This is a genomic window from Streptomyces soli (assembly GCF_003999195.1).
GTDB lineage: Bacteria > Actinomycetota > Actinomycetes > Streptomycetales > Streptomycetaceae > Actinacidiphila > Actinacidiphila soli.
This window is the reverse complement of sequence record NZ_RJVR01000360.1, coordinates 75,821-101,549: the sequence shown is the minus strand read 5'-3', so window position 1 is coordinate 101,549 and position 25,729 is coordinate 75,821. Positions and strand designations below refer to the sequence as shown.

Here is a 25,729-nt window from a genome sequence, read left to right as displayed (position 1 = left end):
CGTGGGAGCCGCCAACGTTCTACGGGCCGGGCTGGTCCGTCGCGACGCCAACCCGGCGTAACGAGAAGCCCCCGGCTTCAGCCGGGGGAGGAGTCACGTAGCTACCGCAACAGCCCCGCCGTCATGCCCTCCGATTCCGCCGGGACCGCGATGAGCCCCGGCTCAGCCGAATTGGCGAGGAACGGATGGGTCGGAAGGACCCGGACGGTGTAGCCGAAGGGCCCGGTACGGTCGAGGGTGAGGGGCCCCTCGTAGTGCCAGCGGCCGTCAAGGTCGGGACGGCCGGTCGCCTTGAGGGAGACGACGGCCGGGTCCGCGATGCGGTCGGACTCGTCGACCCGCCCGGAGACCGCCTGGACATCCACGTCACCCGGATCGAGCTCGCCCAGAGCGACCTGCACCCGCAGCGTGAGCGTCGAACCGAGCTCCGGAGAGCCGCCCGCCGCCCCCGCCTCGACGTGGTCGACGGACACCCGGGGCCACTGCTCCCGCAGGCGCCGCTTCCACTCGGCCAATTCCCGCGCCGCGTCCCCGCTGACCGCCCGGTGGGCCCGGGCCGCGGGCGCGTACAGCCGGGAGACGTACTCCCGGACCATCCGCCCCGCCAGGACCTTGGGTCCGAGCGTTGTCAGCGTATGGCGGACCATCTCGATCCACCGCTCGGGCAGACCCTGCCCGTTGTGGTCGTAGAAGCGCGGAGCGACCTGCCCCTGGATCAGGTCGTAGAGCGCGGCGGCCTCGATGTCGTCCCGCCGGTCCGGGTCGTCCTCGGCGCGGAAGCCGTCGGCGGTCGGGATGGCCCAGCCGTTGTTGCCGTCGAACCACTCGTCCCACCAGCCGTCCAGGACGGACAGGTTGAGACAGCCGTTCAGCGCGGCCTTCATCCCGGAGGTCCCGCACGCCTCGAGCGGACGGAGCGGGTTGTTGAGCCAGATGTCGCACCCGGGATAGAGATGCTGGGCCATGGCCATGTCGTAGTCCGGCAGGAAGACGATCCGGTGCCGCACCCTCGGGTCGTCGGCGAACCGCGCCAGTTCCTGTACGAGTCGCTTGCCGCCGTCGTCGGCCGGATGCGCCTTGCCCGCGACGACGATCTGGATCGGCCGCTCGGGGTGGAGCAGCATCTCCATCAGCCGGTCCTGGTCCCGGAGCATCAGCGTGAGCCGCTTGTACGAGGGGACGCGCCGCGCGAAGCCGATGGTCAAAACGTCCGGGTCGAGGACGTCGTCGACCCAGCCCAATTCGGCCAGCCCGGCGCCGCGCTGGCGCCACGAGGCCCGCACGCGGCGCCGTACGTCCTCGACGAGCTGCTCGCGCAGCACGCGCCGCAGCTCCCAGATGGCGGCGTCCGGGATGTCGGCGACGGACTCCCAGCGGTCGGACCGGCCGATCATCATCGCGTCCTCGGCCCGCTGGGTGCCGATCTGGCGGGCGCCGAGCCGGAAGACCTCGGGGGCGATCCAGGTGGGTGCGTGCACCCCGTTCGTAATGGAGGTGATCGGCACCTCCTCGGGGTCGAAGCCGGGCCAGAGCCCGGCGAACATCCGTCGGCTGACGGCGCCGTGGAGTGTCGAGACGCCGTTGGCCCGCTGGGCGAGCCGCAGTCCCATCACGGCCATGTTGAAGACGTTCGGGTCACCGCCGGAGTACGTCTCCATGCCCAGCTCCAGCACCCGCTGGACGTCGACGCCGCCCAGCTCGCCGCCGTCGCCGAGATGCCGGGCGACCAGCTCGCGGTCGAAGCGGTCGATGCCGGCCGGGACCGGCGTGTGGGTGGTGAAGACGGTGCCGGCCCGCACCGCCTCCAGCGCGGAGTCGAAGTCCCCTAGCCCGTCGGTGGCGTCGGCCTCGCTCAGCTCCCTTATACGTTCCAGGCCGAGAAAGCCCGCATGCCCCTCGTTCGTGTGAAAGACCTCGGGCGCGGCGTGTCCGGTGAGCCGGCAGTATGTACGCACGGCCCGGACTCCGCCGATGCCGAGCAGCATCTCCTGCAACAGGCGGTGTTCGCTGCCGCCGCCGTAAAGCCGGTCGGTGACGTCTCGCTCGTTGGGATGGTTCTCCTCGACGTCCGAGTCCAGCAACAGCAGCGGTACGCGGCCGACCTGGGCCTTCCAGATGTGGGCGCGCAGCGACCGGCCGCCGGGCAGGGCCAGGACGACGGAGGCGGGGGAGTCGTCGTCCTCCCGCAGCAGGGCGAGCGGCAGCTCGTTCGGATCCAGGACGGGGTACTGCTCCTGCTGCCAGCCCTCCCGGGAGAGCGACTGCCGGAAATAGCCGTGGCGATAGAGCAGGCCGACGCCGATCAGGGGTACGCCCAGATCACTGGCGGCCTTGAGGTGGTCGCCGGCCAGGATGCCGAGCCCGCCGGAGTACTGCGGCAGGGCGGCGGTGATCCCGAACTCGGGCGAGAAATAGGCGATGGCGGACGGGGGTTCGTCGGGCTCTGCGGCAGCGCCCTGGTACCAGCGGGGATTGGTGAGGTAGTCGCTCAGGTCCTCCGCCGCGGCGGCGAGCCGGCGCAGGAAGCGGCGGTCCTTGGCGAGGGCGCTCAGTCGCTCCTTGGAGACGGTCCCCAGCAGCCGTACCGGGTCACCGGAAGCGGCCAGCCAGCCCTCGGGGTCGACGGACTGGAAGAGCTCACGGGTCTCGGGGTGCCAGGACCAGCGCAGATTCTGCGCCAGCTCCTGAAGCGGGTGTAGAGGTTCGGGCAGGACGGTTCGCACGGTGAATCGACGAATAGCCTTCACCTTCAGCAGCGTATAGCCCGCCGCCGGTGATCGACCGCTGAAGTTATTGCGCGCCGCGCTGCGCCTGCACTCGCGGGAGCGCACTGGTCACAGAGCTCTCCCCCGCGCACGCCCGTCCGCACGGAGGGCACCGCCTCAGTGCAACCACGGGCCGGACACCGTTCTCATCGGTGGGTGGGGGTGGGCGATTTGGCCGATTACACCACCGTGAGCCCCTTGTGTGCGGAGTGTCCCGCACGAAATCCTTTCGGTGACGTCTGAGGAGGGGACTTTCGTCATGCCATTCCCACGCATCAGCAGCAGAAGGGGGCGGCGGGTCGGGGCCGGGGTGGCCGCCGCCGCGGCGGCGGTCGCGCTGTCCGCCGTCACCTTTCCCGCCCATGCCGCGGTCGTCGAAGGGCGAATACTCGGCGCCGGGTCGCCCGGTTCCGTGAGCAGCAGTTACATCGTCACCCTGAAACAGGGCTCCGGGATCAAGGCGCCGTCGGTGGCCGGCAAGCAACTCGCCGCCAGATACGGGGGCACGGTCGAACAGACGTACAGCAAGGTGCTCAACGGCTACGCCCTGAAGATCGGCGAGAGCCAGGCCAAGCGGCTCGCCGCCGACCCGGCAGTGGCCTCGGTCGTGCAGGACACCGAAGTGTCCCTGGACCACACCCAGATCGACCCGCGCTCCTGGGGCCTGGACCGGATCGACCAGCCGGCGCCACCCCTGGACAAGTCCTACACCTGGCCCGCGACAGCCGGCGCGGGCGTGAAGATCTATGTCATCGACACCGGGGTACGCATCAGCCACCAGGAGTTCGGCGGCCGTGCGTCGTACGGATACGACTTCGTCGACAACGACACCACGGCCGACGACGAGAACGGCCACGGCACCCACGTCTCCGGCACCATCGCGGGCGAGACCTACGGTGTGGCCAAGCAGGCGGACATCGTCGCCGTCCGGGTCCTCGACGCCCAGGGCTCCGGCACCACCGCCCAGGTGATCGCCGGCATCGACTGGGTCACCCAGCACGCCCAGAAGCCCGCCGTGGCCAACATGTCGCTCGGCGGCCTGGCCAACAGCCAGCTCGACGCCGCCGTGCGCGGGGCCATCGCCTCCGGCGTGACCTTCGCGGTCGCGGCGGGCAACGACAGCCTCCCGGCCTCGCTGTATTCACCCGCCCGGGTCAAGGAGGCCCTGACCGTCGCGGCGAGCGACGCCACCGACGCCCAGGCGAGCTTCTCCAACTGGGGGGCGCGCGTCGACCTCTACGCGCCGGGCGTGGACATCACCTCATCGGTCAACACCAGCGACTCCGCGAAGGACACCTACTCCGGTACGTCCATGGCCACTCCGCATGTCGCGGGAGCCGCCGCCCTCTATCTGGCCGATCATCCGGCGGCAGCCCCGGCGGAGGTCGCCAAGGCCCTCACGGACGCCTCCGCCAAGGGCGTCGTCACCGGCGCCGGCCTCGGTACCCCGAACCGCCTTCTGCAGGTCAGCGGGTGAGTCGGCCCGTTCAGGAGTGCCCCGGAAGGTCACGCCTTCCGGGGCATTCACAGGGCATTCTCAACTTACGGCCCGGTACCCCTTCCCTCCGGGTATTCAGCCGTCATCCAATGGGCAGGCTCCCCCTTGCGCAGTGCGGCGCACACCTTCCTGCACATCTCTCTCGTCCCAGCCAACTCGCATCGGTCCACCCGAGTGAACGCGGACAGGAGCGGCCATGCCCGCCAACACCCACCACGGCATACCAGGGAAAAAGCAAGTAAAAAGGACTGAGGCACATCACCCTCTTCCGCCCCCGGCACCATCACCAGCTGCATCCACCGCCCAACTTCCAGCGCAACCAGGTGAGCCAATGATCGGCCGTATCCCCGTCCTGGACATCCGCCCGCTCGTGGACTGCGGGCGCCGGCCCGCGAAAGCGGTGGTCGGCGAGACCTTCGAGGTGACCGCCACGGTCTTCCGCGAGGGCCATGACGCGGTCGCCGCGAATGTCGTGCTGCGGGATCCGTCCGGACGCAGCGGTCCCTGGACGCCGATGAGGGAGCTGGCGCCCGGCACTGACCGGTGGGGGGCCGAGGTGACCCCCGCCTCCGAAGGGCGCTGGACGTACACCGTGGAGGCGTGGAGCGATCCGATCGCCACCTGGCGGCACACCGCGGGCATCAAGATCCCGGCGGGGATCGACACCGAACTGGTGCTCGCCGAAGGCGCCGAACTGTTCGAACGCGCTGCCACCGGAGTGCCGAAGAAGAAGAACCGGGCGGTGGTCCTGGCCACCGCGGACGCCCTGCGGGACGAGACGCGCTCACCCTCGGCGCGCCACGCCGCCGCCAACGAGCCCGAGGTCACCGCCCTCCTGGACCGCTACCCGCTCCGTGAGATGGTCAGCGCCGCCCGGCCGGTCGCCCTGCAGGTGGAGCGGCAGCGGGCCCTCTTCGGTTCCTGGTACGAGTTCTTCCCCCGTTCGGAGGGCGCGGAGGTCGACCCGCTCGGCATCAAGCCACCGAAGTCCGGCACCTTCCGCACCGCCGCAGATCGGCTTCCGGCCGTCGCCGCGATGGGCTTCGACGTCGTCTACCTGCCGCCCATTCACCCGATCGGATCAGCCTTCCGCAAAGGACCCAACAATTCGCTGACCCCCGGCCCGCATGACGTCGGCTCACCCTGGGCGATCGGCTCCCCGGAGGGCGGGCACGACGCCATCCATCCGGACCTGGGCACCATCGAGGACTTCGACTTCTTCGTGGAGCGCGCCCGCGAGCTGCGCATGGAGATCGCCCTCGACTTCGCCCTCCAGTGCTCACCGGACCACCCCTGGGTGGCGAAGCATCCGGAGTGGTTCACGCACCGTGCCGACGGCTCGATCGCGTACGCCGAGAATCCCCCGAAGAAGTACCAGGACATCTACCCCATCGCCTTCGACGCCGACTTCACCGGCCTGGTGGCCGAGACCGAGCGCGTCCTGCGGTACTGGATGGACCACGGGGTACGGATCTTCCGGGTCGACAACCCGCACACCAAGCCGGTGGTCTTCTGGGAAAAAGTCATCGGCGACATCAACCGAACCGACCCGGACGTCATCTTCCTTGCCGAGGCGTTCACCCGGCCCGCGATGATGCACACGCTGGGGCAGATCGGCTTCCAGCAGTCGTACACGTACTTCACTTGGCGCAATACGAAGGACGAACTCACGGAGTACCTCACCGAGCTGTCCGGGGAGGCGGCCGATTACATGCGGCCGAACTTCTTCGTCAACACCCCGGACATCCTGCATGCCTATCTGCAGCACGGCGGCCGCTCCGCCTTCGAAGTGCGGGCCGTCCTCGCCGCCACCCTCGTCCCGTCATGGGGTGTTTACGCAGGATTCGAGCTCTGTGAGGCCGTTCCCGTGCGCGAGGGCAGCGAGGAGTACCTAGACTCGGAGAAGTACGAGCTCAGGCCGCGTGACTGGGCCGCGGCGGAGGCCGCGGGCCGTTCACTGAGCCCGCTCGTCACGGCACTTAACCGGCTGCGACGCCGACACCCCGCGCTTCAGCAGCTCCGGAACCTGCGCTTCCACCCCGTGGACAACGACGCGGTGCTGGCGTTCTCGAAACGTTCCGGCGACGACGTCGTACTGGTGGTCGTCAACCTCGACCCCCACCACACCCACGAGGCAACCGTGTCGTTGAACATGCCGGAACTCGGCCTCGCCTGGCACGAGTCCTTCCCGGTGCGCGACGAGCTCACCGGCGAGACCTACCACTGGGGCAGGGACAACTATGTGCGCCTGGAACCGGGCCAAGGGCCCGCGCCCGCGCACATCCTCTCTCTGCGACCTACTCCCGCGACTGGAGGGTCACCCACTTGATCGTCAACGAACCCGTCCCTGACACCTTCGAGGACACCCCCGCCAAGGACCGCGATCCCGACTGGTTCAAGCGGGCGGTTTTCTACGAGGTCCTCGTCCGCTCCTTCCAGGACAGCAACGGCGACGGCGTCGGAGATCTGAAGGGCATCACCGCCAAGCTCGACTACCTGCAATGGCTCGGGGTCGACTGCCTCTGGCTGCCCCCGTTCTTCGCCTCGCCGCTGCGCGACGGAGGCTATGACGTCTCCGACTACACGGCGGTGCTCCCGGAGTTCGGCGACCTCGCCGACTTCGTGGAGTTCGTGGACGCCGCGCACCAACGCGGAATGCGGGTGGTCATCGACTTCGTCATGAACCACACGAGCGACCAGCACGAGTGGTTCCAGCAATCCCGGTCCGATCCCGATGGCCCCTACGGCGACTACTACGTATGGGCGGACGACGACAAGCGCTACCAGGACGCGCGGATCATCTTCGTCGACACCGAGACCTCCAACTGGACCTTCGACCCGGTGCGCAAGCAGTACTACTGGCACCGCTTCTTCTCCCACCAACCGGACCTCAACTACGAGAACCCGAGAGTGCAGGAGGAGATCCTCGCCGCGCTCCGGTTCTGGCTGGACCTCGGCATCGACGGCTTCCGGCTGGACGCGGTCCCGTACCTCTACCAGGAGGAAGGCACCAACTGCGAGAATTTGCCGCGCACCCACGGCTTCCTGAAGCGGGTCCGCAAGGAGATCGACACCCACTATCCGGACACGGTGCTGCTGGCCGAGGCCAACCAGTGGCCGGAGGACGTCGTCGACTACTTCGGCGACTTCCGCAAGGGCGGCGACGAATGCCATATGGCCTTCCACTTCCCGGTCATGCCGCGCATCTTCATGGCGGTGCGGCGGGAGTCGCGCTACCCGGTCTCGGAAATCCTGGCCAAGACGCCCGCGATCCCGGACGGCTGCCAGTGGGGCATCTTCCTGCGTAACCACGACGAGCTCACACTCGAGATGGTCACGGACGAAGAGCGCGACTACATGTACGCCGAGTACGCCAAGGACCCGCGGATGCGGGCCAACATCGGCATCCGGCGCCGGCTCGCCCCCCTGCTGGAGAACGACCGGAACCAGATCGAGCTGTTCACCGCTCTGCTGCTGTCCCTGCCCGGTTCGCCGATCCTCTACTACGGCGACGAGATCGGCATGGGCGACAACATCTGGCTCGGTGACCGCGACGCGGTCCGTACGCCGATGCAGTGGACCCCGGACCGCAACGCGGGCTTCTCGTCCTCGGACCCCGGGCGGCTGTATCTGCCGACGATCATGGACCCGGTCTACGGCTACCAAGTCACCAATGTGGAAGCCCAGATGAGCAGCCCGTCATCGCTGCTGCACTGGACCCGGCGCATGGTCGAGATCCGCAAGCAGAATCCGGCCTTCGGGCTCGGCTCCTACACCGAGCTGCCGTCCACCAACCCGGCGGTCCTGGCGTTCCTCCGGGAGGCCCCCTCAGTTGAGGGAAAGGGGGACGACTTGGTGCTGTGCGTGAACAACTTCTCACGCTTCGCCCAGCCGACCGAGTTGGACCTGCACGCCTTCAACGGCCGGCATCCGGTCGAGTTGATCGGCGGGGTGCGCTTCCCCGCCATCGGGGAGTGGCCCTACCTGCTGACACTGGCGGGACACGGCTTCTACTGGTTCCGGCTGCGACGCGACACGGCGTAATCCTTATGGCTTCAGCGGCTCTGCGCGGTTTTGCGCAGAGCCGCAGGGGCAGGCTCCACCGTGCCGGGTCTTCGCAGGATCTTTGTACGCCAACTGCACCACCTGCGCGGATGGCTTTCGTCCGACACGGTCCCCTCGTCGGACGTCCCCCATCCCTCGCCCCTTACCAAGGGGATCCAGCAGGCCCGGCCCCGGCTCCCCGGCCTCCGGCTTCCGAGGAAAGGACGTCATGTCGGACACCTCGTGGCTTCGCTCCTCCGCAATCCCGACCGAACACTTCGGTGCCGCCTCGCAGCAGGCCCCGGGCCTGCTGCAGGCGCTCACCCCCCTCTTGCGGGAGTGGCTGCCCCGGCAGCGGTGGTTCGCCGGGAAGGGCCGGCCGATCACCGGATTCGGGCTGGTGTCCGCGACCGAGCTGCTGCCGGGCGACGGCCGGATCGGAGCCCCGGGAATGCTGCATCTGCTGCTCGACGTCCACCAGCCCGACCAGCGCCCCGAGTGCTATCAGCTCGTCCTCGGCACCCGCGCGCTGCTCCCGCCGCCGCTCGCCCCCGCGTTGATCGGCCACGCGGTCGGCGGCCCGCTGGACGGGCTCACGATCTACGAGGCGCTGTACGATCCCCGGCTGGCCGGTGTGCTGCTGGAGCGGCTGCGGGCTCCGGGGCGGGCCGGGGAGCTGCGCTTCGGCTGCGAGGACGGGGGCGAGATCCCGGCCGGGCTCGCGCCCCGGCTGTCCACGGCAGAACAGTCCAACACGTCCGTCGTCTATGGCGATACGTTCATCCTGAAGCTCTTCCGCCGGGTGGCCCCCGGTCCCAACCCCGACCTGGAACTGTCGCTGGCGCTGGGCCGGGCGGGCTCGCGGCGGGTGGCGGCACCGGCGGCGTGGTTCGAGGCGGTGGGGGTGTACGAGGAGCCCGCGACGCTGGGGGTGTTGCAGAGGTATCTGCCCAGGTCGAAGGACGCCTGGGAGCTGGCGCTCCAGGCGGTGGACGAGGGGGCCGACTTCGCCGGGGAGGCGGCCGCCCTGGGGCGGGCCACGGCCGACGTGCACCTGGCGCTGGCGCAAGCCATGCCCAAGGCGGCGCTGCGGCGGCCGCAGATCGCGGTGCTCGCGGCGGCCATGGCGGAGCGGCTGGACGCGGCCGCGCTGGCGGTCCCGGCGCTGCGGCCCTTCCGTACCCAACTGCGCACCGCCTTCCACGACCTGGCCGAGCTGGGCGACCGGGGCGTCGTACTGGCGGCCCAGCGGATCCACGGCGACCTGCACCTGGGGCAGGCGCTGCGCACGCCGTCGCAAGGCTGGGTCCTGATCGACTTCGAGGGCGAGCCGGCCCGGCCGCTGGCCGAGCGGCGGCGGCCCGCACCGCCGGTGCAGGACGTGGCGGGCATGCTGCGGTCCTTCGACTACGCTGCACGGCACCGCGACCCGACCGCCGCGGGGGCCGCGGACTGGGCCGACCGCAACCGGGCCGCCTTCTGCGCGGGCTACGCCGAGACCGCGGGCACCGATCCACGTGACGAACCGGTCGTCATACGGGCCTTCGAGACCGACAAGGCCGTCTACGAAGTGCTCTACGAGGCCCGGCACCGCCCTGCCTGGCTCCCGATCCCCATGTCTGCCGTCCAACGGCTCGCGCAATCCCCTCCAGGGAGGACCTCATCGTGACCGATCGCCTGCAACCCGGCCCCGGATCCCAGCCGGAAGCCGTCGCGCGCGGCTACGACCCCGCCGGGTCCGAGCGTCCGCCCGCGTCGGGCACGGCCCCGCGACCGGCCACCACCACCCCCCTGCCGGTACGGTCCGCGACCCCGGCCCCGGTGCCGGCGCCCACCGCCGAGGCCCAGACCCGGGGCGTACGGCCCGCGCCGCGGCTCGACTCCGGCGAGCGGCAGCGCCTGCTGGACGGCGGCCACCACGACCCGCACGGGGTGCTGGGCGCGCACCCGGTGCCGGGTGGCGTGGTCTTCCGGGTCCTGCGCCCGTACGCGCGGGGCGTCGCGATCTCCGCCCAGGGGCTGGGGCTGCGGGCCGAGCTGCTGGACGAGGGCGACGGCCTGTTCGGCGCGGTGCTCCCGCTGCGGGACATCCCCGCGGACTACCGGCTGCTCGTGACGTACGACGACGGCGAGCACGAGGTCCACGACCCGTACCGCTTCCTGCCCGCCCTGGGCGAACTCGACCTGCACCTCATCGGCGAGGGCCGCCACGAACAGCTCTGGCACGCCCTCGGCGCCGAGCCCATGAATTACGCCGGCGTCACCGGCACCCGCTTCACCGTGTGGGCGCCGAACGCGCACGGCGTCCGGGTCGTCGGCGACTTCAACTACTGGGACGGCACCGGCTTCCCGATGCGCTCGCTCGGCTCCTCGGGGATCTGGGAGCTGTTCCTCCCCGAGGTCAAGGAGGGCGACCGCTACAAGTTCGAGATCACGACCCCGGCCGGCGAACGGCGGTTGAAAGCCGACCCGATGGCCCGCCGCACCGAGGTCCCGCCCGCCACCGCCTCGATCGTCGCCGCCTCGCACCACGTGTGGCGGGACGAGGAATGGCTCGCCCGGCGCGGCAGCGTCCCCATCCACCAGGCCCCGCTGTCCGTCTACGAGGTCCACCTCACGTCCTGGCGGCCGGGGCTCACGTACCGCGAACTGGCCGAGCAACTCCCGGCGTACGTCAGCGATCTGGGCTTCACCCACGTCGAGCTGATGCCGGTCGCCGAGCACCCCTTCGGCGGCTCCTGGGGCTACCAGGTCACGTCCTACTACGCCCCGACCTCGCGGCTGGGCACCCCGGACGACTTCAAGTACCTGGTCGACGCCCTCCACCGGGCCGGTATCGGCGTCATCATGGACTGGGTGCCCGCGCACTTCCCCAAGGACGACTGGGCGCTGGCCAACTTCGACGGCGCCCACTGCTACGAGCACGCCTTCCGGGGCGAGCACCCGGACTGGGGGACGCTGGAGTTCGACTTCGGGCGCACCGAGGTCCGTAACTTCCTGGTCGCCAACGCCGTCTACTGGTGCGAGGAGTACCACATCGACGGTCTGCGGGTCGACGCCGTCGCGTCCATGCTCTACCTCGACTACTCGAGGGAGGCGGGCGAGTGGGCCCCGAACGTCCACGGCGGGCGGGAGGATCTGGACGCCGTGGCCTTCCTCCAGGAGATGAACGCCACCGTCTACCGCCGCTGCCCCGGCGTCGTCACCATCGCCGAGGAGTCGACGGCCTGGGACGGCGTGACCCGGCCGACCGATCTCGTCGGCCCCACCGGCTTCGGCGGCCTCGGCTTCGGCCTGAAGTGGAACATGGGCTGGATGCACGACTCCCTGGAGTACGTGAAGCACGAGCCCATCCACCGCAAGTACCACCACCACGAGATGACCTTCTCGATGGTCTACGCGTACAGCGAGAACTACGTCCTGCCGATCTCCCATGACGAGGTCGTCCACGGCAAGGGCGCCCTGGTGAGCAAGATGCCGGGCGACTGGTGGCAGCAGCGCGCCACCCACCGGGCCTACCTCGGCTACATGTGGGCGCACCCCGGCAAGCAGCTCCTCTTCATGGGCCAGGAGTTCGCCCAGGGCGCCGAATGGTCCCACGACCACGGCCCCGACTGGTGGCTGCTCGACCCGACCTACTCGGCCGCCGCCGACCACCGCGGCGTACGCGACCTCGTCCGCGACCTGAACCACGTCTACGGCGAGACCCCCGCGCTGTGGCAGCTCGACACCTCACCCGAAGGCTTCGCCTGGCTCGACGGCGACGCCGCCGAGGACAACGCCTTCTCCTTCGTGCGGTACGACGCCTCCGGCGATCCCCTCATCGCCGTCAGCAACTTCTCCCCCGTCGTCCGCCACGGCTACCGCGTCGGCGTCCCCGACACCGGCTCCACCGCCGACGCCTGGCGCGAGGTCCTCAACACCGACTCCGCCCACTACGGCGGCAGCGGTGTCACCAACCCCGACCCCCTCAAGGCCGAGCCCCACCCCTGGCACGGCCGCCCCCTCAGCATCCAGCTCACGCTGCCGCCGCTGGCCACGGTCTGGCTGCGGCCGGCCTAGGGCCTGTCCGGCCGATCTCCGTGGCGTCGCGTGCCTCCCCCAGCCTGGCGGCTGGGTGGGGGTCCCCCCGGCCGAAGGCTGGGGGAGTGCCCCCAGGCACCAGCGCTCGCGGCGTTGCCGGACTGCCCTCGTAGCTCCGCTACGAGGGCAGTCCGGCGCCTTGCGATCACAGGCGCCAGACCCCGCTCCTTCTCCCACGGAGATCGGCAGGACAGGCCCTAGGCGCTGTCTGTCACATCCCGCCTGCCCCGCGACGCTCCCCCACCTGGCGGCTCGGGGAGGACCCCACCGCCTTGCGATCACACGCACCAGACGCCGCGCGGCCCGCCCTCCGGGGCGGCCGGCGCTATTTGTCGGACAGGGCCTAGCGGGGGCGAGGTCGGGGGATGGAGGCCAAAGCCCACTGCGCCATCAGCCTCAAGGCCGCGATGGCGGCCCCCGGGCCCATCAGGAACAGGCCAAGAACCACCGGCGCGGGATTGCGAATCCAGTAGCCCAGCATCGCGCCGAGGGACACCACCAGGTACGCGCTGGTGAGCCAGGTTCCTCGGCGCCTTGCGGCCATGAGCCCGAAGGGCACGCACGTCCACGCCAGAAGAAAGGCGTCATAGCTGTATGGCAGAAGGATCAACAGCGTGCCCCCGCTTAACCTGATGGGCCCCGAGCCGGGAAATCCGGCGCCAGGCTACGACACGGCCCAACGAACGCCCAGCCCTGTGCTGTCGACCGTTACGGCTTCGAAAGGCGTTCCCTCGGCGAACCTCTTGGCCGGGCCGGTCAGACCTCCGGCTGGGCCAGTCGCCGCAGCAGTCCTACCGCGTCGTCGACGGCCACCGGTCCGAAGAACTCCGCGTCGACGCCCTCCACCGCCTCGATCGCCCGCGGCGCGAGCTCGGCGCCGGCCGCGGTGACCCGTAGCCGCTTGGCGCGCGTGTCGGCCGGGTCCGTCTCGCGGGCGAGCAGTCCCTTGTCCTCCAGGGTGCGCAGGACCTGCGAGGTCATCTTCACGTCGGTGCCCGCCTGCCGGGCCACGGTCAGCTGGTTGGGGTGCTCGCCCTGCTCGTTGAGCCACCAGGTGCAGGCCAGGAGCACGAACTGCACATGGGTGAGGCCCAGTGGGCCAAGCGCGGCGGCAATGCCGCGCTGCCAGCGCAACGTGGCGTGCCACAGCAGGAATCCGGGGCTCTCCCCGGGGCTGAGGGACATCAGCCCCGGGTCTCGGCCAGGCGGGACAGCGCCGCCATCGTCTCCGGCCAGTCCGCGGTGATGCCGGGGCCGATCTGCGGGCCGATGTCGTCCGCGCCCGGGCCGGTGATCTCCATCCGGTACGTGACCAGGGTGCCGTCCAGCCGGTGCGTCGTCCGGAGCACGAGTTCACCGAAGCGGGCCTCGTCCACGAAGGCCTCGCCCTCGGTCAGTTCGGCGACGCTCAGCTCCACCGGGTCCTGGCCGGCGGGCGTCATCGTGATCCGGGCGCCCGCTGCGAAGGGTCCGCTGATCTCGATCTTCTCGATGTCGGCGTTCCAGTCGCCCCAGTTCTCAACGTCGGCCCAGAGCCGCCAGATCGCCTCGGGCGCGGCGCTGGTCTCGATGCTGTGCTCGTACACCCACATGGCAGCCTCCTCATGGCTGATAGACTATGCACAGACTATCTCTGCGCAGACTATCTGTCGAGAAAAGAGGGTGCGCGGGACCGAATCCCGCGCACCCTCAGGCGCTACGGCGCCGTAAGCCCGCCCAGTGCGGACTCGTCGACCTTGCCGAGGCGTTCGCGCTGCGGGAAGTCGCCGACGTCCACGCGGGCGACCTCCTTGGCGGTGCGGTAGTCGACCACGGAGACCTGGTCGAGGTTGCTGAGGGTCACGAGGCAGTAGTTGCCGTCGGCCGAGGTGGTGGCCCAGTAGGGCAGGGCGTCGGTCGGGTAGTTGACGAAGCCGTCGGTGGTCAGCGCGGGACGGGAGATGACGGCGGTGTAGTCGTCGATGGTGCCGACGTCGCAGAGCTTGGTCTTGGCACCGTTGAAGGCCATGCCGTGGTGCGCCGAGTTCTGCGGATAGTCGTCGGGGCTGAGGGCGGCGGCCTTGTCGCTGAAGGGCATCTGAACGGTTTTGGCGATCTTGCCGGTTGCGAGGTCGTACTCGACGAAGCCGTTGAGATAGGAGAGCTGGGCGTACATGGTCGTCTCGTCCGGGGTGATGACGGCCGGGCGGACGCCGTAGTCGAAGGTGTAGGTCTTGACGACCTTCAGGGTGGCGGCATCGACGACAGTGACAGCCTTGGTGCCCTTGAGGAAGTTGAGGGCTTTGGGGAAAGAAGTGACGCCGATGCTCATGTTGTAGATGTGCTTGCCGTCGGCGGAGTACATGTTCTCGTGCGGGTACGAGCCGGTGGCGAACTCGCCCACCACGGCGCCCGTGGCGGTGTCGAGCGCCTGGGCCTTGGACGAGGCGATCGCGGAGACGATGAAGCGGGTGCCGTCCGGGGAGAGGGCGGCGTGGTCGGCCTTGGAGCCCGCGATGTCGGTGCGCCAGAGCTCCTTGCCGGTGGCCACGTCGAAGGCGGCGGCGTCGCCGAGGGTGCCACGGGAGACATAAACCGTACGGCCGTCGGGGGAGAGATGGGCGTCGTCGACGTAGTGCTCGCCCTGGGTCTGGCTCACGATGATGTCGTGGAGGGCCTTGCGGAAGATGTCCCAGCTGTCGAAGAGCGCCTGCTTGTCGGGGATGACGTTGATCGAGCCGAGGTTCTTGAAGGTGTGGCCGTCGAGAAGGGTGACCGTGCCGTCGGAGCTGTTGCCGACCAGCACGACGTCGCGCAGGGAGCCGCTGTCGGCGGTCGCGGCCGGGGCCAGGCCGGCCAGCAGGAGGCTCAACGCCGCCAGCACGGTGGCCAGTAATCCTGCCCGGCGACCTCGTCCGCATCCGCTTCTGCCACGTATGTCCATGGGACTGTCCTTTCATCCGCACCCTTGAGCATGAAAGAGCCATGACAAGACAAGCTCATGGCAGGGCTACTGTGCCACGAGAGGGTTACCGACGGTAAGAGCACCACCCAAGAACAACGCCCGGAATCGGCCACCAGTTCAGGCGAACGTATGACGTGGAGGACCGTAAGCGGGGCGCGGACTTCCTCGACGGTGACCGACCGCTTCTGGCCGGCGGTGGCCGACTGAGGTTCTTGCCGACTCGGCAAGAACTTTTGTGAAGCTCCGGCGGGCGGGCGCACCATGGCCGCATGAACAGGGAAACAGGAGGCAGGCCGCCGATGACCGACGACACGAGCGGTACCCCGGGCGAGGCGTACTGGGACGCCCGCTACGCGCAGAGCGAGCGGATCTGGAGCGGGGACCCCAACGCGGCCCTGGTACGCGAGGTCAGCGACCTGGCGCCGGGTACGGCCCTGGACCTGGGGTCCGGTGAGGGAGGCGACGCGATCTGGCTCGCCCGGCGGGGCTGGCGCGTCACCGCCACCGACATCTCCGGGATCGCCCTGGACCGTGCGGCCGGGCACGCGGCGGCGGCCGGGGTCGCCGACCGGATCGACTGGCAGCAGCACGACCTGACCGAATCCTTCCCCACCGGCGCCTTCGACCTTGTCTCGGCGCACTTCCTGCACTCCCCCGGCATGCCCAGGGACGAAGTCCTGCGCACCGCGGCCGGGGCCGTCGCCCCGGGCGGGGTGTTGCTGATCGTCGGACACGCAGAGCAGCCTTCCGGGGACCACTCCCATCACCCCGACGTGCACTTCCCCACCCCGGAGGAGCTCCTCGGCGCCCTCGGCCTGCCGCCCGGGGAGTGGGAGGTCCAGGTCAGCGGCGAACACGAGCGCGTCCAGACCGGCCCCGACGGGCTGCCCGCCACACGCGTGGACAACACGCTCCGGGTCCGGCGTCTCGGCCTCAGCCTCAGTCCCAAGTCCGAGGGCTCCAGGCCTCGATGACCTCTTCGGCGGGGTAGGCGCGGCGTACGTACTCCTCCGCCCAGGCGGCGGCCTCCGGGAAGCCGGACTCGGCGGCGATACGGGCCGCCGCCGCGTCGTAGTCGTAGGCCGTACGCCTCAGTTGGGCACCGCCGCCGCCGAGCAGCGCCCAGTGGGCGCCCCTGCGGCCGTACGGCATGCCGACGCTGCCGGGGTTGACGATCAGGCGGCCGTGGGCGAGGCGGGCGTACGACATGTGCGTGTGGCCGCAGACCACGGTCTCGACGGAGGGATCGACGCCGGCCAACTACGTAAGGCGGCATGCGAGGTACGGTGCCGGGTCGCGGGGGGCGGCGGGGGCCCGTTCGCGGTGAGCGGAGGGGGGACCGCTACCGCGAGGGGCTGTCCCCCCGCCGCGCGCTGCCCGCGACCCGGCGGCTGGCGGGGTCGTCAGGCCGGGACGGGCTCCTTCGGCGGCGCCGCGGGCTCGGCCGGGGCGGTGGCGGCATCGACGAGGGTGGTCTCGTCGAAGGGCAGCTCGCCCGCGAAGACCCGCTGGGCCCGGTCGCGGTCGAACTCGCCGGTCCATGTACCGATGAGCACCGTGGCCACCGCGTTCCCGGCGAAGTTGGTGAGGGCCCGGGCCTCACTCATGAAGCGGTCGATGCCGATGATGAAGCCGACACCGTCGACGAGGGCGGGGCGGTGCGACTGGAGACCGCTCGCGAGGACGGCGACACCGGAGCCGGAGACGCCGGCGGCGCCCTTGGAGGCGATCATCATGAAGAGCAGCAGGGAGATCTGCTGACCGATGGCCAGCGGCTGACCCATGGCGTCGGCGATGAAGAGCGAGGCCATGGTCAGGTAGATCATGGTGCCGTCGAGGTTGAAGGAGTAGCCGGTCGGCACGGTGATGCCGACGACCGGGCGGCCGACACCGAGGTGCTCCATCTTGGCGATGAGGCGCGGCAGCGCCGAGTCCGAGGACGAGGTGGACAGGATCAGCAGGAACTCACGACCGAGGTACTTGAGCAGCTGGAAGAGGTTGACCTTGGCCACCAGCCGCAGCAGCGTGCCGAGCACCAGCACCACGAAGAGTGCGCAGGTGATGTAGAAGCCCAGCATGATCGTGCCGAGGGCCTTGAGAGCGTCGACGCCCGTCTCACCGACGACGGCGGCCATCGCGCCGAAGGCGCCGACCGGGGCGGCCCACATGATCATGGACAGGATGCGGAAGACCAGCTTCTGAAGATGACCGACACCGCGCAGCACGGGCTCACCGGCCGTGCCGAGCGCCTGCAGGGCGAAGCCGACGAGCAGCGCGACGAGCAGCGTCTGCAGCACCTGACCCTCGGTGAAGGCCGACACGAGGGTGGTCGGGATGATACCGAGCACGAAGTCGACCGGGCCCTCGGTGATGGTCGCCGCCTGGGTGTGGCCGACGGCCTTCGCGGCGGCGTCCAGGTGGAGGCCGGAACCGGGGTGCAGGATGTTGCCGACGACCAGGCCGATGCCGAGCGCGACGAAGGACATCACGAGGAAGTAGCCGAGCGCGAGGCCACCGAGCTTGCCGACCTTCGCCGCGCTGCGGATCGAACCGACGCCGAGCACGATCGTGCAGAAGATGATCGGCGAGATCATCATCTTGATCAGTGACACGAAGCCGGTGCCGAGCGGCTTGAGTTCCTTGGCCACACCGGGTGCGGCGAGGCCGAGAACGATGCCGGCGACCACGGCCACGATCACGGCGATGTACAGGTAGTGGGTGCGGTCTCTGCGACGGCCCCGGTCCTCGACGGCTGACACCATTGTCTCCTTCTGTCCCGGCGTCATCCCAACGCCTTCTGGTGGACACATCCCGGTGACTATGCGCGCCCTCCGTGACCCAGGTCACGTTTGCGTACATTGAGTTCGCGCCAGGGCATGCACACTGGTGGAATGCCGCGCGTGCCGTTCTCCCGCCGTACCCCGTCACGCCCGCGCAGCCTGGCCGGGCAGCTCTTCGCGATGCAGGTCGTGATCGTGGCCGCCGTGGTCGCCGGGTGCGCGGTGCTCGCGTATGTCAACGCCCACAGCCGGGCCGAGGACGCCGCCCGCGACCAGGTCGTGGCGGCTGCCGTGGCGGTCGCCGACTCACCCGCCGTGGTGCGGGCGGCGCGCTCCGCCAACCCCAGCGCGGCCCTGCAGCCGTACGCCGAGAAGGTCCGCAAGGACACCGGTGTGGCGTTTGTCACGATCATGAATCCGCAGGGCATCCGCTGGACCCACCCGGACGAGTCGCTGATCGGCAAGCACTTCCTCGGCCACATCGGCCAGGCGCAGCGCGGCGAGACCTTCACGGAGACGTACACCGGCACCCTCGGTCCGTCCGTGCGTGTCGTGACCCCGGTGAAGGACGGCGGAAAGATCACGGCGCTGGTCAGCGTCGGGATAACGGTCGACACGATCAGCCACCAGGTACGCGGCCAGCTCACCGCGCTGGTCGGCGTCGCGCTCGCCGCGCTGGCGGTCGGCGGCCTGGGCACGTACGTCGCCAACCGGCGGCTGCGGCGCCACACGCACGGCATGGCCGCGACCGAGCTGAGCCAGATGTACGACTACCACCAGGCGACCCTGCACGCGGTCCGCGAGGGCCTGGTGCTGCTGGACGCCGACCGCAGGGTCGCGCTGTGCAACGACGCCGCCCGGGAGCTGCTGGGCCTGCCCGAGGACGTCGTCGGCCGGTACATGGACCAGCTCGGACTGCCCGCGTCGCTGACCGGGGCCATGCTGGCTGCCGAGCCGCGCGTGGACGAGGTGCATCTGACGGCGGAGCGGGTCGTGGTGGTCAACACCTCGCCGGTGCGGGGCGGCGAGCGGCGCGGGACCGTGGTGACCCTGCGCGACCACACGGATCTGCAGGCGCTGACCGGGGAACTGGACTCCGTACGCGGCTTCGCGGAGGCGCTGCGCTCGCAGGCGCACGAGGCGTCCAACCGACTGCACACCGTCGTCTCGCTCATCGAACTGGGCCGCGCGGGCGAGGCCGTCGACTTCGCCACCGCCGAACTGGAGCTGGCCCAGGCCCTCACCGACCAGGTCGTCGCGGCCGTCGGCGAACCGGTGCTCGCCGCGCTGCTGCTGGGCAAGGCGGCGGAGGCCAGCGAGCGGGGCGTCGAGCTGACGGTCACCGAGGACAGCTCGATCGACGACGGCGTACTGCCGGCCGAACTCGCCGCCCGGGACCTGGTCACGGTGCTGGGCAACCTCATCGACAACGCCATCGACGCCGCCATCGACGGCTCCGCCGGCAACGGCACCCGGCCGCGCATCGAGGTCACCGCCCGCGTCGACGGCGGCGAACTGCTGCTGCGGGTCGCCGACTCGGGGCACGGCGTCGACCCGGCGACGATCCGCGAGGTCTTCCGGCGCGGCTGGACCACGAAGAGCGAGGGCCACGGGCTCGGCCTCGCCCTCGTCGAGCAGGCCGCGCGCCGGGCCGGCGGCACGGTCGGGCTGGACCGGGCGGCGGCGGGGGGCGCGGAGTTCACCGTACGGTTGCCTTTGCATCTGGAGGTACGCGCATGAGCAGCGTCAGGGTTCTGGTCGTCGAGGACGATCCCGTCGCCGCCGACGCACACCGTCTGTACGTCGAGCGTCTTCCGGGCTTCGAGGTCGCCGCCGTCGTCCACACCGGCGGCGCGGCGCTGCGCTTCCTGGAGAAGGAGCCGGTCGACCTCATCCTGCTCGACCTCAACCTCCCCGACGGGCACGGCCTCCAGGTCGTCCGCAAGATGCGGGCGGCCGGGCACACGGCCGACGTCGTCGCGGTGACCTCGGCCCGCGACCTGGGGGTCGTACGGCAGGCCGTGTCGGTGGGCGTCGTCCAGTATCTGCTGAAGCCGTTCACCTTTCCCTCCCTGCAGGACCGGTTGCAGCGCTGGGCCCGCTACCGGAACGAGCTGGCCGGCGGCGAGGCTTCCGGCCAGGACGAGGTCGACCGGGCGCTCGCCGCGCTCCGCAGCCCCGAGGCGGTACTCCCGAAGGGCCTCAGCGGGCCGACCCTGGAGGCGATCACCGTCGCCCTGCGCGACGCCTCCGACACCGGCGAAGGCATCTCCGCCAACGCCGCCGCCCAGGCCGTCGGCGTCTCCCGCATCACCGCCCGCCGCTACCTGGAGCACCTCGTCGACAGCGGCCGCGCGGTCCGCAGCCCCCAATACGGCCAAGTTGGCCGCCCGGAGCTGTGCTACCGCTGGTCCGGAAGCGCTCAGCGCAAACAACAGTAAACTTTCCTAACCAACGTCTTGTCGCCAGCATGGCGGGTTATTGGCGTTTCTCGGCACAGTGCAGCGCGCCGTATCGCGCGCCGCGCGGCTTCACGCGCTCATCCACAGCGACGGGACGTACGACTACAAGGCGCTCGCCGTGAAGCGGATCAACGCCATCAAGGCGGGCGAGCTGCATCAGCCAGAGGACGTACGACTTCACCAAGGGCCTGGCCGGCTACACCGGCTGAGGAAACGGCTGAAGGCGCCGATCCATCACGAGATCGGCGCCTTCAGCTGCGGAAGACGCGTCAGACACCCTCGCCGAGGTGGATCACGCGGACCATGTTGGTGGTGCCGGGGATGCCGGGCGGGGAGCCGGCCGTGATGATCACGGTGTCACCCTCGCCGTACTCCTGGAGCTTGAGCATCTCGGCCTCACAGATCCGGACCATCTCGTCGGTGGTCTGGACGTGCGGGACCACGATGGTCTGGACGCCCCAGGTCAGCGCGAGCTGGTTGCGGGTCGACTCGTCCGTGGTGAAGGCGACCACCGGTTGCGGGACGCGGTAGCGGGCGAGGCGTCGGGCGGTGTCACCGGACTTGGTGAAGGCGACCAGGGCCTTGCCGTCCAGGTAGTCGCACAGCTCGGCGGCGGCACGGGCGACGGCGCCGGACTGGGTGCGGGGCTTGCGCCCGTTGAGCGGCCAGAGGCCCTGCTTGAGCAGTTCGACCTCGGCGGCCTCGACGATGCGGGACATCGTCTTGACGGTCTCGATCGGGTACTTGCCCACGCTGGACTCGGCGGAGAGCATGACCGCGTCCGCGCCGTCCAGGATGGCGTTGGCGACGTCGGAGGCCTCTGCACGGGTCGGGCGCGAGGAGTTGATCATGGACTCCATCATCTGGGTCGCCACGATCACCGGCTTGGCGTTGCGGCGGCACAGCTCGATCAGGCGCTTCTGGACGACCGGCACCTTCTCCAGCGGGTATTCGACGGCGAGGTCGCCACGGGCGACCATGACCGAGTCGAAGGCCGCGACGACATCCTCCATGTTGTCGACCGCCTGCGGCTTCTCGACCTTGGCGCAGACCGGGATCCGCCGGCCCTCCTCGTCCATCACCTTGTGGACGGGGCGGACGTCGGAGGCGTCCCGCACGAAGCTCAGCGCGACCATGTCGACGCCCAGGCGCAGCGCGAAGCGCAGGTCCTCGATGTCCTTCTCGGACAGCGCGGGGACGTTGACGGCGGTGCCAGGCAGATTGATGCCCTTGTGGTCGGAGACGACCCCGCCCTCGACGACGAGACAGCGCACACGGACGCCGTCGACCTCGATGACGCGCAGGGCGACATTGCCGTCGTTGATCAGGATCGGGTCGCCGACGCTGACGTCGCCCGGCAGGCCCTTGTAGGTGGTGCCGCAGATGGTCTTGCCACCGGGGATGTCCTCGGTGGTGATGGTGAACTCGTCCCCCGCGACCAGCTCGACCGGGCCGTCGGCGAAGGTCTCCAGACGGATCTTGGGGCCCTGAAGGTCGGCCAGCACACCGATCGCACGCCCGGTCTCCTCCGAGACCTTGCGCACCCGGTGGTAGCGCTCCTCGTGCTCGGCGTGGCTGCCATGGCTGAAGTTGAAGCGGGCCACATTCATGCCGGCCTCGACCAGTGCCTTCAACTGGTCGTAGGAGTCAACGGCGGGACCCAGGGTGCAGACGATTTTCGCTCGGCGCATGAAGACGATCCTATCGGGTTTGTTCCGCTCCGGAATAATTCCTGTGCGGGCGGTGCGGGCTTTCGGTGCGGACGGCGGGCCATAGATTAGAGGGTGACCAGCGAGTACGCCTCCTGTGCGATCTGCAGTTCCTCGTCCGTCGGTACGACAGCCACCGCCACCCGGCTGCCCTTCGCCGAGATCAGGCGCGCCGCACTGCCTCGTACGGCATTGCGTACCGCATCCACCTCGATCCCGAGCAGACCCATTCCGCGCAGCGCGGCCTCGCGCACCGCGGCCGAGTTCTCGCCGACCCCGGCGGTGAAGGTGACGGCGTCGACCCGGCCCAGGACCGCGGTGTAGGCACCGACATACTTGCGCAGCCGGTGGACGTAGATGTCGAAGGCGAGTTGAGCTGCCTCGTCGCCCTCGGCCATCCGACGGCCGATCTCGCGCATGTCGTTGTCGCCGCACAGCCCGAGCAGACCGCTCTTCCTGTTGAGCAACGCGTCCACCTCGTCCGGGGTCATCCCGGCCGACCGCTGGAGGTGCAGCAGTACGGCCGGGTCGATGTCACCCGAACGCGTACCCATGACCAGGCCCTCAAGCGGGGTCAATCCCATCGAGGTGTCCACGCACACACCCCCGCGTACGGCGGACGCGGAGGCTCCGTTGCCGAGGTGCAGCACGATGACGTTGACCTCGGACGGGTCCTTGCCCAGCAGTCGGGCGGTGGCCCGGGAGACGAACGCGTGCGAGGTGCCGTGAAAGCCGTAGCGGCGGATGTGGTGAGCGTCGGCGGTGTCCCGGTCGATGGCGTAGCGGTAAGCGGCCTCCGGCAGGGTCGCGTGGAAGGCGGTGTCGAAGACCGCGACCTGCGGCAGGTCGGGGCGCAGCTCGCGGACCGCCCTGATGCCGGTGAGGTTCGCCGGGTTGTGCAGCGGGGCCAGCGGCACCAGCGCCTCGATCGCCGTCAGCACCTCGTCGGTCACCAGCGTCGGCTCCGTGAACCGGGTCCCGCCGTGCACCACCCGGTGCCCGACCGCCGCCAACTCCGGCGAGTCCAGCCCGAAGCCCTGCGCCGCCAGGTCGTCGCCCACCTGCTTGAGCGCGGTCACATGGTCGGCGGCCCCGCCCTCCTCACCGATCCGCTCGACCTGGCCCGCCGCCGGGCGGCTGCCGTCGGCCATGTCCACGATCTGGTACTTCACCGACGACGAGCCGGAGTTGAGGACGAGCACGCGGGTCGCGGTCACCGGGTCGGCGCTTTCGGTCACGATCACGGGGCGGACTCTCCCTGGGCCTGGATGGCGGTGATAGCCACGGTGTTGACGATGTCGGAGACGAGCGCGCCGCGCGAGAGGTCGTTGACCGGCTTGCGGAGCCCCTGCAGGACCGGTCCGACCGCGACGGCGTTGGCCGAGCGCTGGACGGCCTTGTAGGTGTTGTTGCCGGTGTTGAGGTCGGGGAAGATCAGGACGGTGGCCTGGCCGGCGACCTGGGAGTCCGGGAGCTTGGTGGCGGCGACACCGGCGTCGACGGCCGCGTCGTACTGGATGGGGCCCTCGGCCAGCAGATCCGGGCGACGTTCGTGGACCAGCTCGGTGGCCTTGCGGACCTTGTCGACGTCCGCGCCCGAGCCGGAGTTGCCGGTCGAGTACGACAGCATCGCGAGCCGGGGCTCGACCCCGAACTGGGCGGCCGTGGCGGCCGACTGGACGGCGATGTCGGCGAGTTGCTCGGCGTCGGGGTCCGGGTTGACCGCGCAGTCGCCGTAGACGAGGACCTTGTCGGCCAGGCACATGAAGAAGACCGACGACACGATGGCGGCCCCCGGCGAGGTCTTGATGATCTCGAAGGCGGGCCGGATCGTCGCCGCCGTGGAGTGGACCGCGCCCGAGACCATGCCGTCGGCCAGGCCCTGTTGCACCATCAGCGTGCCGAAGTACGAGACATCGGCGACGACGTCGTGGGCCAGCTCGTACGAGACGCCCTTGTGGGCCCGCAGCTCGGCGTACAGCCCGGCGAAGCCCTCGCGCAGCGGGGAGGTCTGGGGGTCGATGACCTCGCAGGCGGGGACGTCGAGGTTGATGCCCAGCTCGGCGGCGCGCTTGCGGACGAGGTCCTGGTCGCCGAGGAGGACGAGGTCGCAGACATTGCGGCGCAGCAGCACCTCGGCGGCGCGCAGGATGCGCTCCTCGGCGCCTTCGGGGAGGACGATGCGGCGGCGGTCGGAGCGGGCCCGCTCGAGGAGCTCGTGCTCGAACATCATCGGGGTGACGCGCTCGCTGCGGACGACCGACAGGCGCTGCAGCAACTCGGCGGTGTCGACGTGGTTCTCGAAGAGGCCGAGCGCGGTCTCGGCCTTGCGCGGGGTGGCGGCGCCGAGCTTGCCCTCCATCGCGAACAGCTCGGATGCGGTGAGGAAGCTGCCGGTCGGCACCGAGATGACCGGGGTGCCGGGGGCGAGCCGGGCGGCCAGGGCCATGATCTCGGGACCGGGGCGCTCGTCGAGGGTGAGCAGGATGCCGGCGATGGGCGGCGCGCCGGCGGAGTGGGCGGCCAGCGAGCCGATGATGAGGTCGGCGCGGTCGCCGGGGGTGATCACCATGCAGCCGGGGGTCAGGGCCTTGATGAAGGTCGGCAGCATCGCGCCGCCGAAGACGAAGTCCATCACGTCCCGCGACAGCCCGGAGTGGTCGCCGAGCAGCACCTCCGCCTCCAGCGCCCCGGCGATCTGCGCCACGGTGGGCGCCGACAGCGCCGGCTCGTCGGGCAGTACGTAGGCGGGCACCGGCAGCCGGCGGCTCAGCTGCCGCGTGGCGTCGGCGACGGCCTCGCGGGGGACGCGGTTGGCGATCACGGCGACGATGTCGCAGCCGAGGTTCTTGTAGGCGAGGTGCGCGTTGCGGACCTCGGCGGCGACGGACTCGGCGGTCTGGTCGCGGCCGCCGATCACCGGGAGGACGGAGGCGCCGAACTCGTTGGCCAGGCGCGCGTTGATGCCCAGTTCGCCGGGGAGGTTGGTCTCCTCGAAGTCCGAGCCGAGGACGAGGACCGCCTCGTAGTCGCGGGCGACGTCGTGGAAGCGGTCGACGAGGCGCGATATCAGCGCGTCGCGGCCCTGTTCGGCCTGGAGGGCGGCGGCCTCCCCGTAAGGCATCCCGTATGCCGTCCGCGGGTCCTGGGAGAGGCGGTAGCGGCTGCGCAGCAGGTCGAACATCCGGTCCGGTACGTCATGCAGCAGTGGACGGAAGACCCCGACCCGGTCCACCTGCCGGGTCAGCAGCTCCATGACCCCCAGCTCGACGACCTGCCGGCCGTCCCCGCGGCCGATGCCGGTTACGTACACGCTGCGCGTCACGCACTGTCTCCGATCCCTGTGTCGCGGCTGACGATCTCCGGTATTCCACTCGGAGGAGTGGCTTTATCCCCTTGACAATAGCGTCAGGGCCACATAGGGCGCCCACCGGGTCGGGGGCT

18 protein-coding genes are annotated in these 25,729 nt (G+C 70.1%); 8 read left to right on the top strand and 10 right to left on the bottom strand.

From position 1 onward, the window contains the following. Positions 1-101 precede the first annotated feature (101 nt). Complete coding sequence (gene glgP / locus EFK10_RS44765) at positions 102-2,747, bottom strand: alpha-glucan family phosphorylase (RefSeq protein ID WP_164836437.1); 2,646 nt, start codon at positions 2,745-2,747, stop codon at positions 102-104. A gap of 277 nt (positions 2,748-3,024) precedes the next feature. Here glgP and EFK10_RS44760 point away from each other — a divergent pair, with 277 nt between their 5' ends. The 5 genes from EFK10_RS44760 (at position 3,025) to glgB (ending at position 12,369) form a co-directional block, all read left to right on the top strand. After that, positions 3,025-4,242, top strand: coding sequence for a S8 family peptidase (locus EFK10_RS44760; RefSeq protein WP_127361369.1), 1,218 nt, complete (start codon positions 3,025-3,027; stop codon positions 4,240-4,242). 352 nt (positions 4,243-4,594) lie between these two features. Further along, a complete protein-coding gene (locus EFK10_RS44755) occupies positions 4,595-6,592 on the top strand; it encodes an alpha-1,4-glucan--maltose-1-phosphate maltosyltransferase (protein WP_127361368.1) in 1,998 nt (665 codons plus the stop codon). Continuing rightward, positions 6,589-8,307, top strand: coding sequence for a maltose alpha-D-glucosyltransferase (gene treS, locus EFK10_RS44750; RefSeq protein ID WP_127361367.1), 1,719 nt, complete (start codon positions 6,589-6,591; stop codon positions 8,305-8,307). The genes EFK10_RS44755 and treS overlap by 4 nt, the downstream gene beginning before the upstream one ends. A 229-nt stretch (positions 8,308-8,536) precedes the next feature. Beyond that, complete coding sequence (locus EFK10_RS44745; protein ID WP_127361366.1) at positions 8,537-9,976, top strand: maltokinase N-terminal cap-like domain-containing protein; 1,440 nt, start codon at positions 8,537-8,539, stop codon at positions 9,974-9,976. Positions 9,977-10,128: 152 nt separating this feature from the next. Further along, entirely contained in the window at positions 10,129-12,369 is a 2,241-nt protein-coding gene (gene glgB / locus EFK10_RS44740; protein WP_127361379.1) for a 1,4-alpha-glucan branching enzyme, read from the top strand. 364 nt (positions 12,370-12,733) lie between these two features. Here the strand turns inward: glgB and EFK10_RS44735 are convergent, their stop codons facing one another. From EFK10_RS44735 to EFK10_RS44720, 4 genes are all read right to left on the bottom strand, one after another. Next, the gene (locus tag EFK10_RS44735; RefSeq protein WP_127361365.1) at positions 12,734-13,000 is read right to left on the bottom strand and encodes a hypothetical protein; all 267 of its coding nucleotides are present in this window, start codon (positions 12,998-13,000) and stop codon (positions 12,734-12,736) included. A 146-nt stretch (positions 13,001-13,146) separates the two neighbouring features. Next, the gene (locus tag EFK10_RS44730) at positions 13,147-13,575 is read right to left on the bottom strand and encodes a MarR family winged helix-turn-helix transcriptional regulator (protein WP_127361364.1); all 429 of its coding nucleotides are present in this window, start codon (positions 13,573-13,575) and stop codon (positions 13,147-13,149) included. Further along, positions 13,575-13,982 (bottom strand): SRPBCC family protein, encoded by a 408-nt coding sequence (locus EFK10_RS44725; protein WP_127361363.1) that lies wholly within the window; start codon positions 13,980-13,982, stop codon positions 13,575-13,577. Before EFK10_RS44725 ends, EFK10_RS44730 begins: the two co-directional genes overlap by 1 nt. 104 nt (positions 13,983-14,086) lie before the next feature. Continuing rightward, positions 14,087-15,253, bottom strand: a complete 1,167-nt coding sequence (locus tag EFK10_RS44720; protein ID WP_206305834.1) for a YncE family protein — start codon at positions 15,251-15,253, stop codon at positions 14,087-14,089. A 380-nt stretch (positions 15,254-15,633) separates the two neighbouring features. On the opposite strand from EFK10_RS44720, the gene EFK10_RS44715 reads away from it, so the two are divergent. After that, entirely contained in the window at positions 15,634-16,308 is a 675-nt protein-coding gene (locus EFK10_RS44715) for a class I SAM-dependent methyltransferase (protein ID WP_127361361.1), read from the top strand. Here EFK10_RS44715 and EFK10_RS44710 read toward each other — a convergent pair. Further along, positions 16,274-16,594 carry a metallophosphoesterase family protein gene (locus EFK10_RS44710; protein WP_407647265.1) on the bottom strand — a complete coding sequence of 107 codons (321 nt, stop codon included), beginning with the start codon at positions 16,592-16,594 and terminating at the stop codon, positions 16,274-16,276. The genes EFK10_RS44715 and EFK10_RS44710 overlap by 35 nt on opposite strands. 143 nt (positions 16,595-16,737) lie before the next feature. Continuing rightward, entirely contained in the window at positions 16,738-18,096 is a 1,359-nt protein-coding gene (locus tag EFK10_RS44705; protein ID WP_127361360.1) for a cation:dicarboxylate symporter family transporter, read from the bottom strand. 129 nt (positions 18,097-18,225) lie between these two features. On the opposite strand from EFK10_RS44705, the gene EFK10_RS44700 reads away from it, so the two are divergent. Both EFK10_RS44700 and EFK10_RS44695 read left to right on the top strand, forming a co-directional pair. Then, positions 18,226-19,854, top strand: coding sequence for a sensor histidine kinase (locus tag EFK10_RS44700; RefSeq protein ID WP_127361359.1), 1,629 nt, complete (start codon positions 18,226-18,228; stop codon positions 19,852-19,854). Then, complete coding sequence (locus tag EFK10_RS44695; RefSeq protein WP_127361358.1) at positions 19,851-20,555, top strand: response regulator; 705 nt, start codon at positions 19,851-19,853, stop codon at positions 20,553-20,555. The genes EFK10_RS44700 and EFK10_RS44695 overlap by 4 nt, the downstream gene beginning before the upstream one ends. Positions 20,556-20,845: 290 nt before the next feature. Here the strand turns inward: EFK10_RS44695 and pyk are convergent, their stop codons facing one another. The 3 genes from pyk to pta all read right to left on the bottom strand — a co-directional run bounded on the left by pyk (position 20,846) and on the right by pta (position 25,610). Then, entirely contained in the window at positions 20,846-22,267 is a 1,422-nt protein-coding gene (pyk, locus tag EFK10_RS44690; protein ID WP_127361357.1) for a pyruvate kinase, read from the bottom strand. Positions 22,268-22,353: 86 nt separating this feature from the next. Next, positions 22,354-23,502: an acetate kinase gene (locus EFK10_RS44685; RefSeq protein ID WP_127361377.1), complete on the bottom strand. Its 1,149-nt coding sequence runs from the start codon at positions 23,500-23,502 to the stop codon at positions 22,354-22,356. A 23-nt stretch (positions 23,503-23,525) separates the two neighbouring features. Further along, a complete protein-coding gene (gene pta / locus EFK10_RS44680) occupies positions 23,526-25,610 on the bottom strand; it encodes a phosphate acetyltransferase (protein ID WP_127361356.1) in 2,085 nt (694 codons plus the stop codon). Positions 25,611-25,729: the final 119 nt, after the last annotated feature.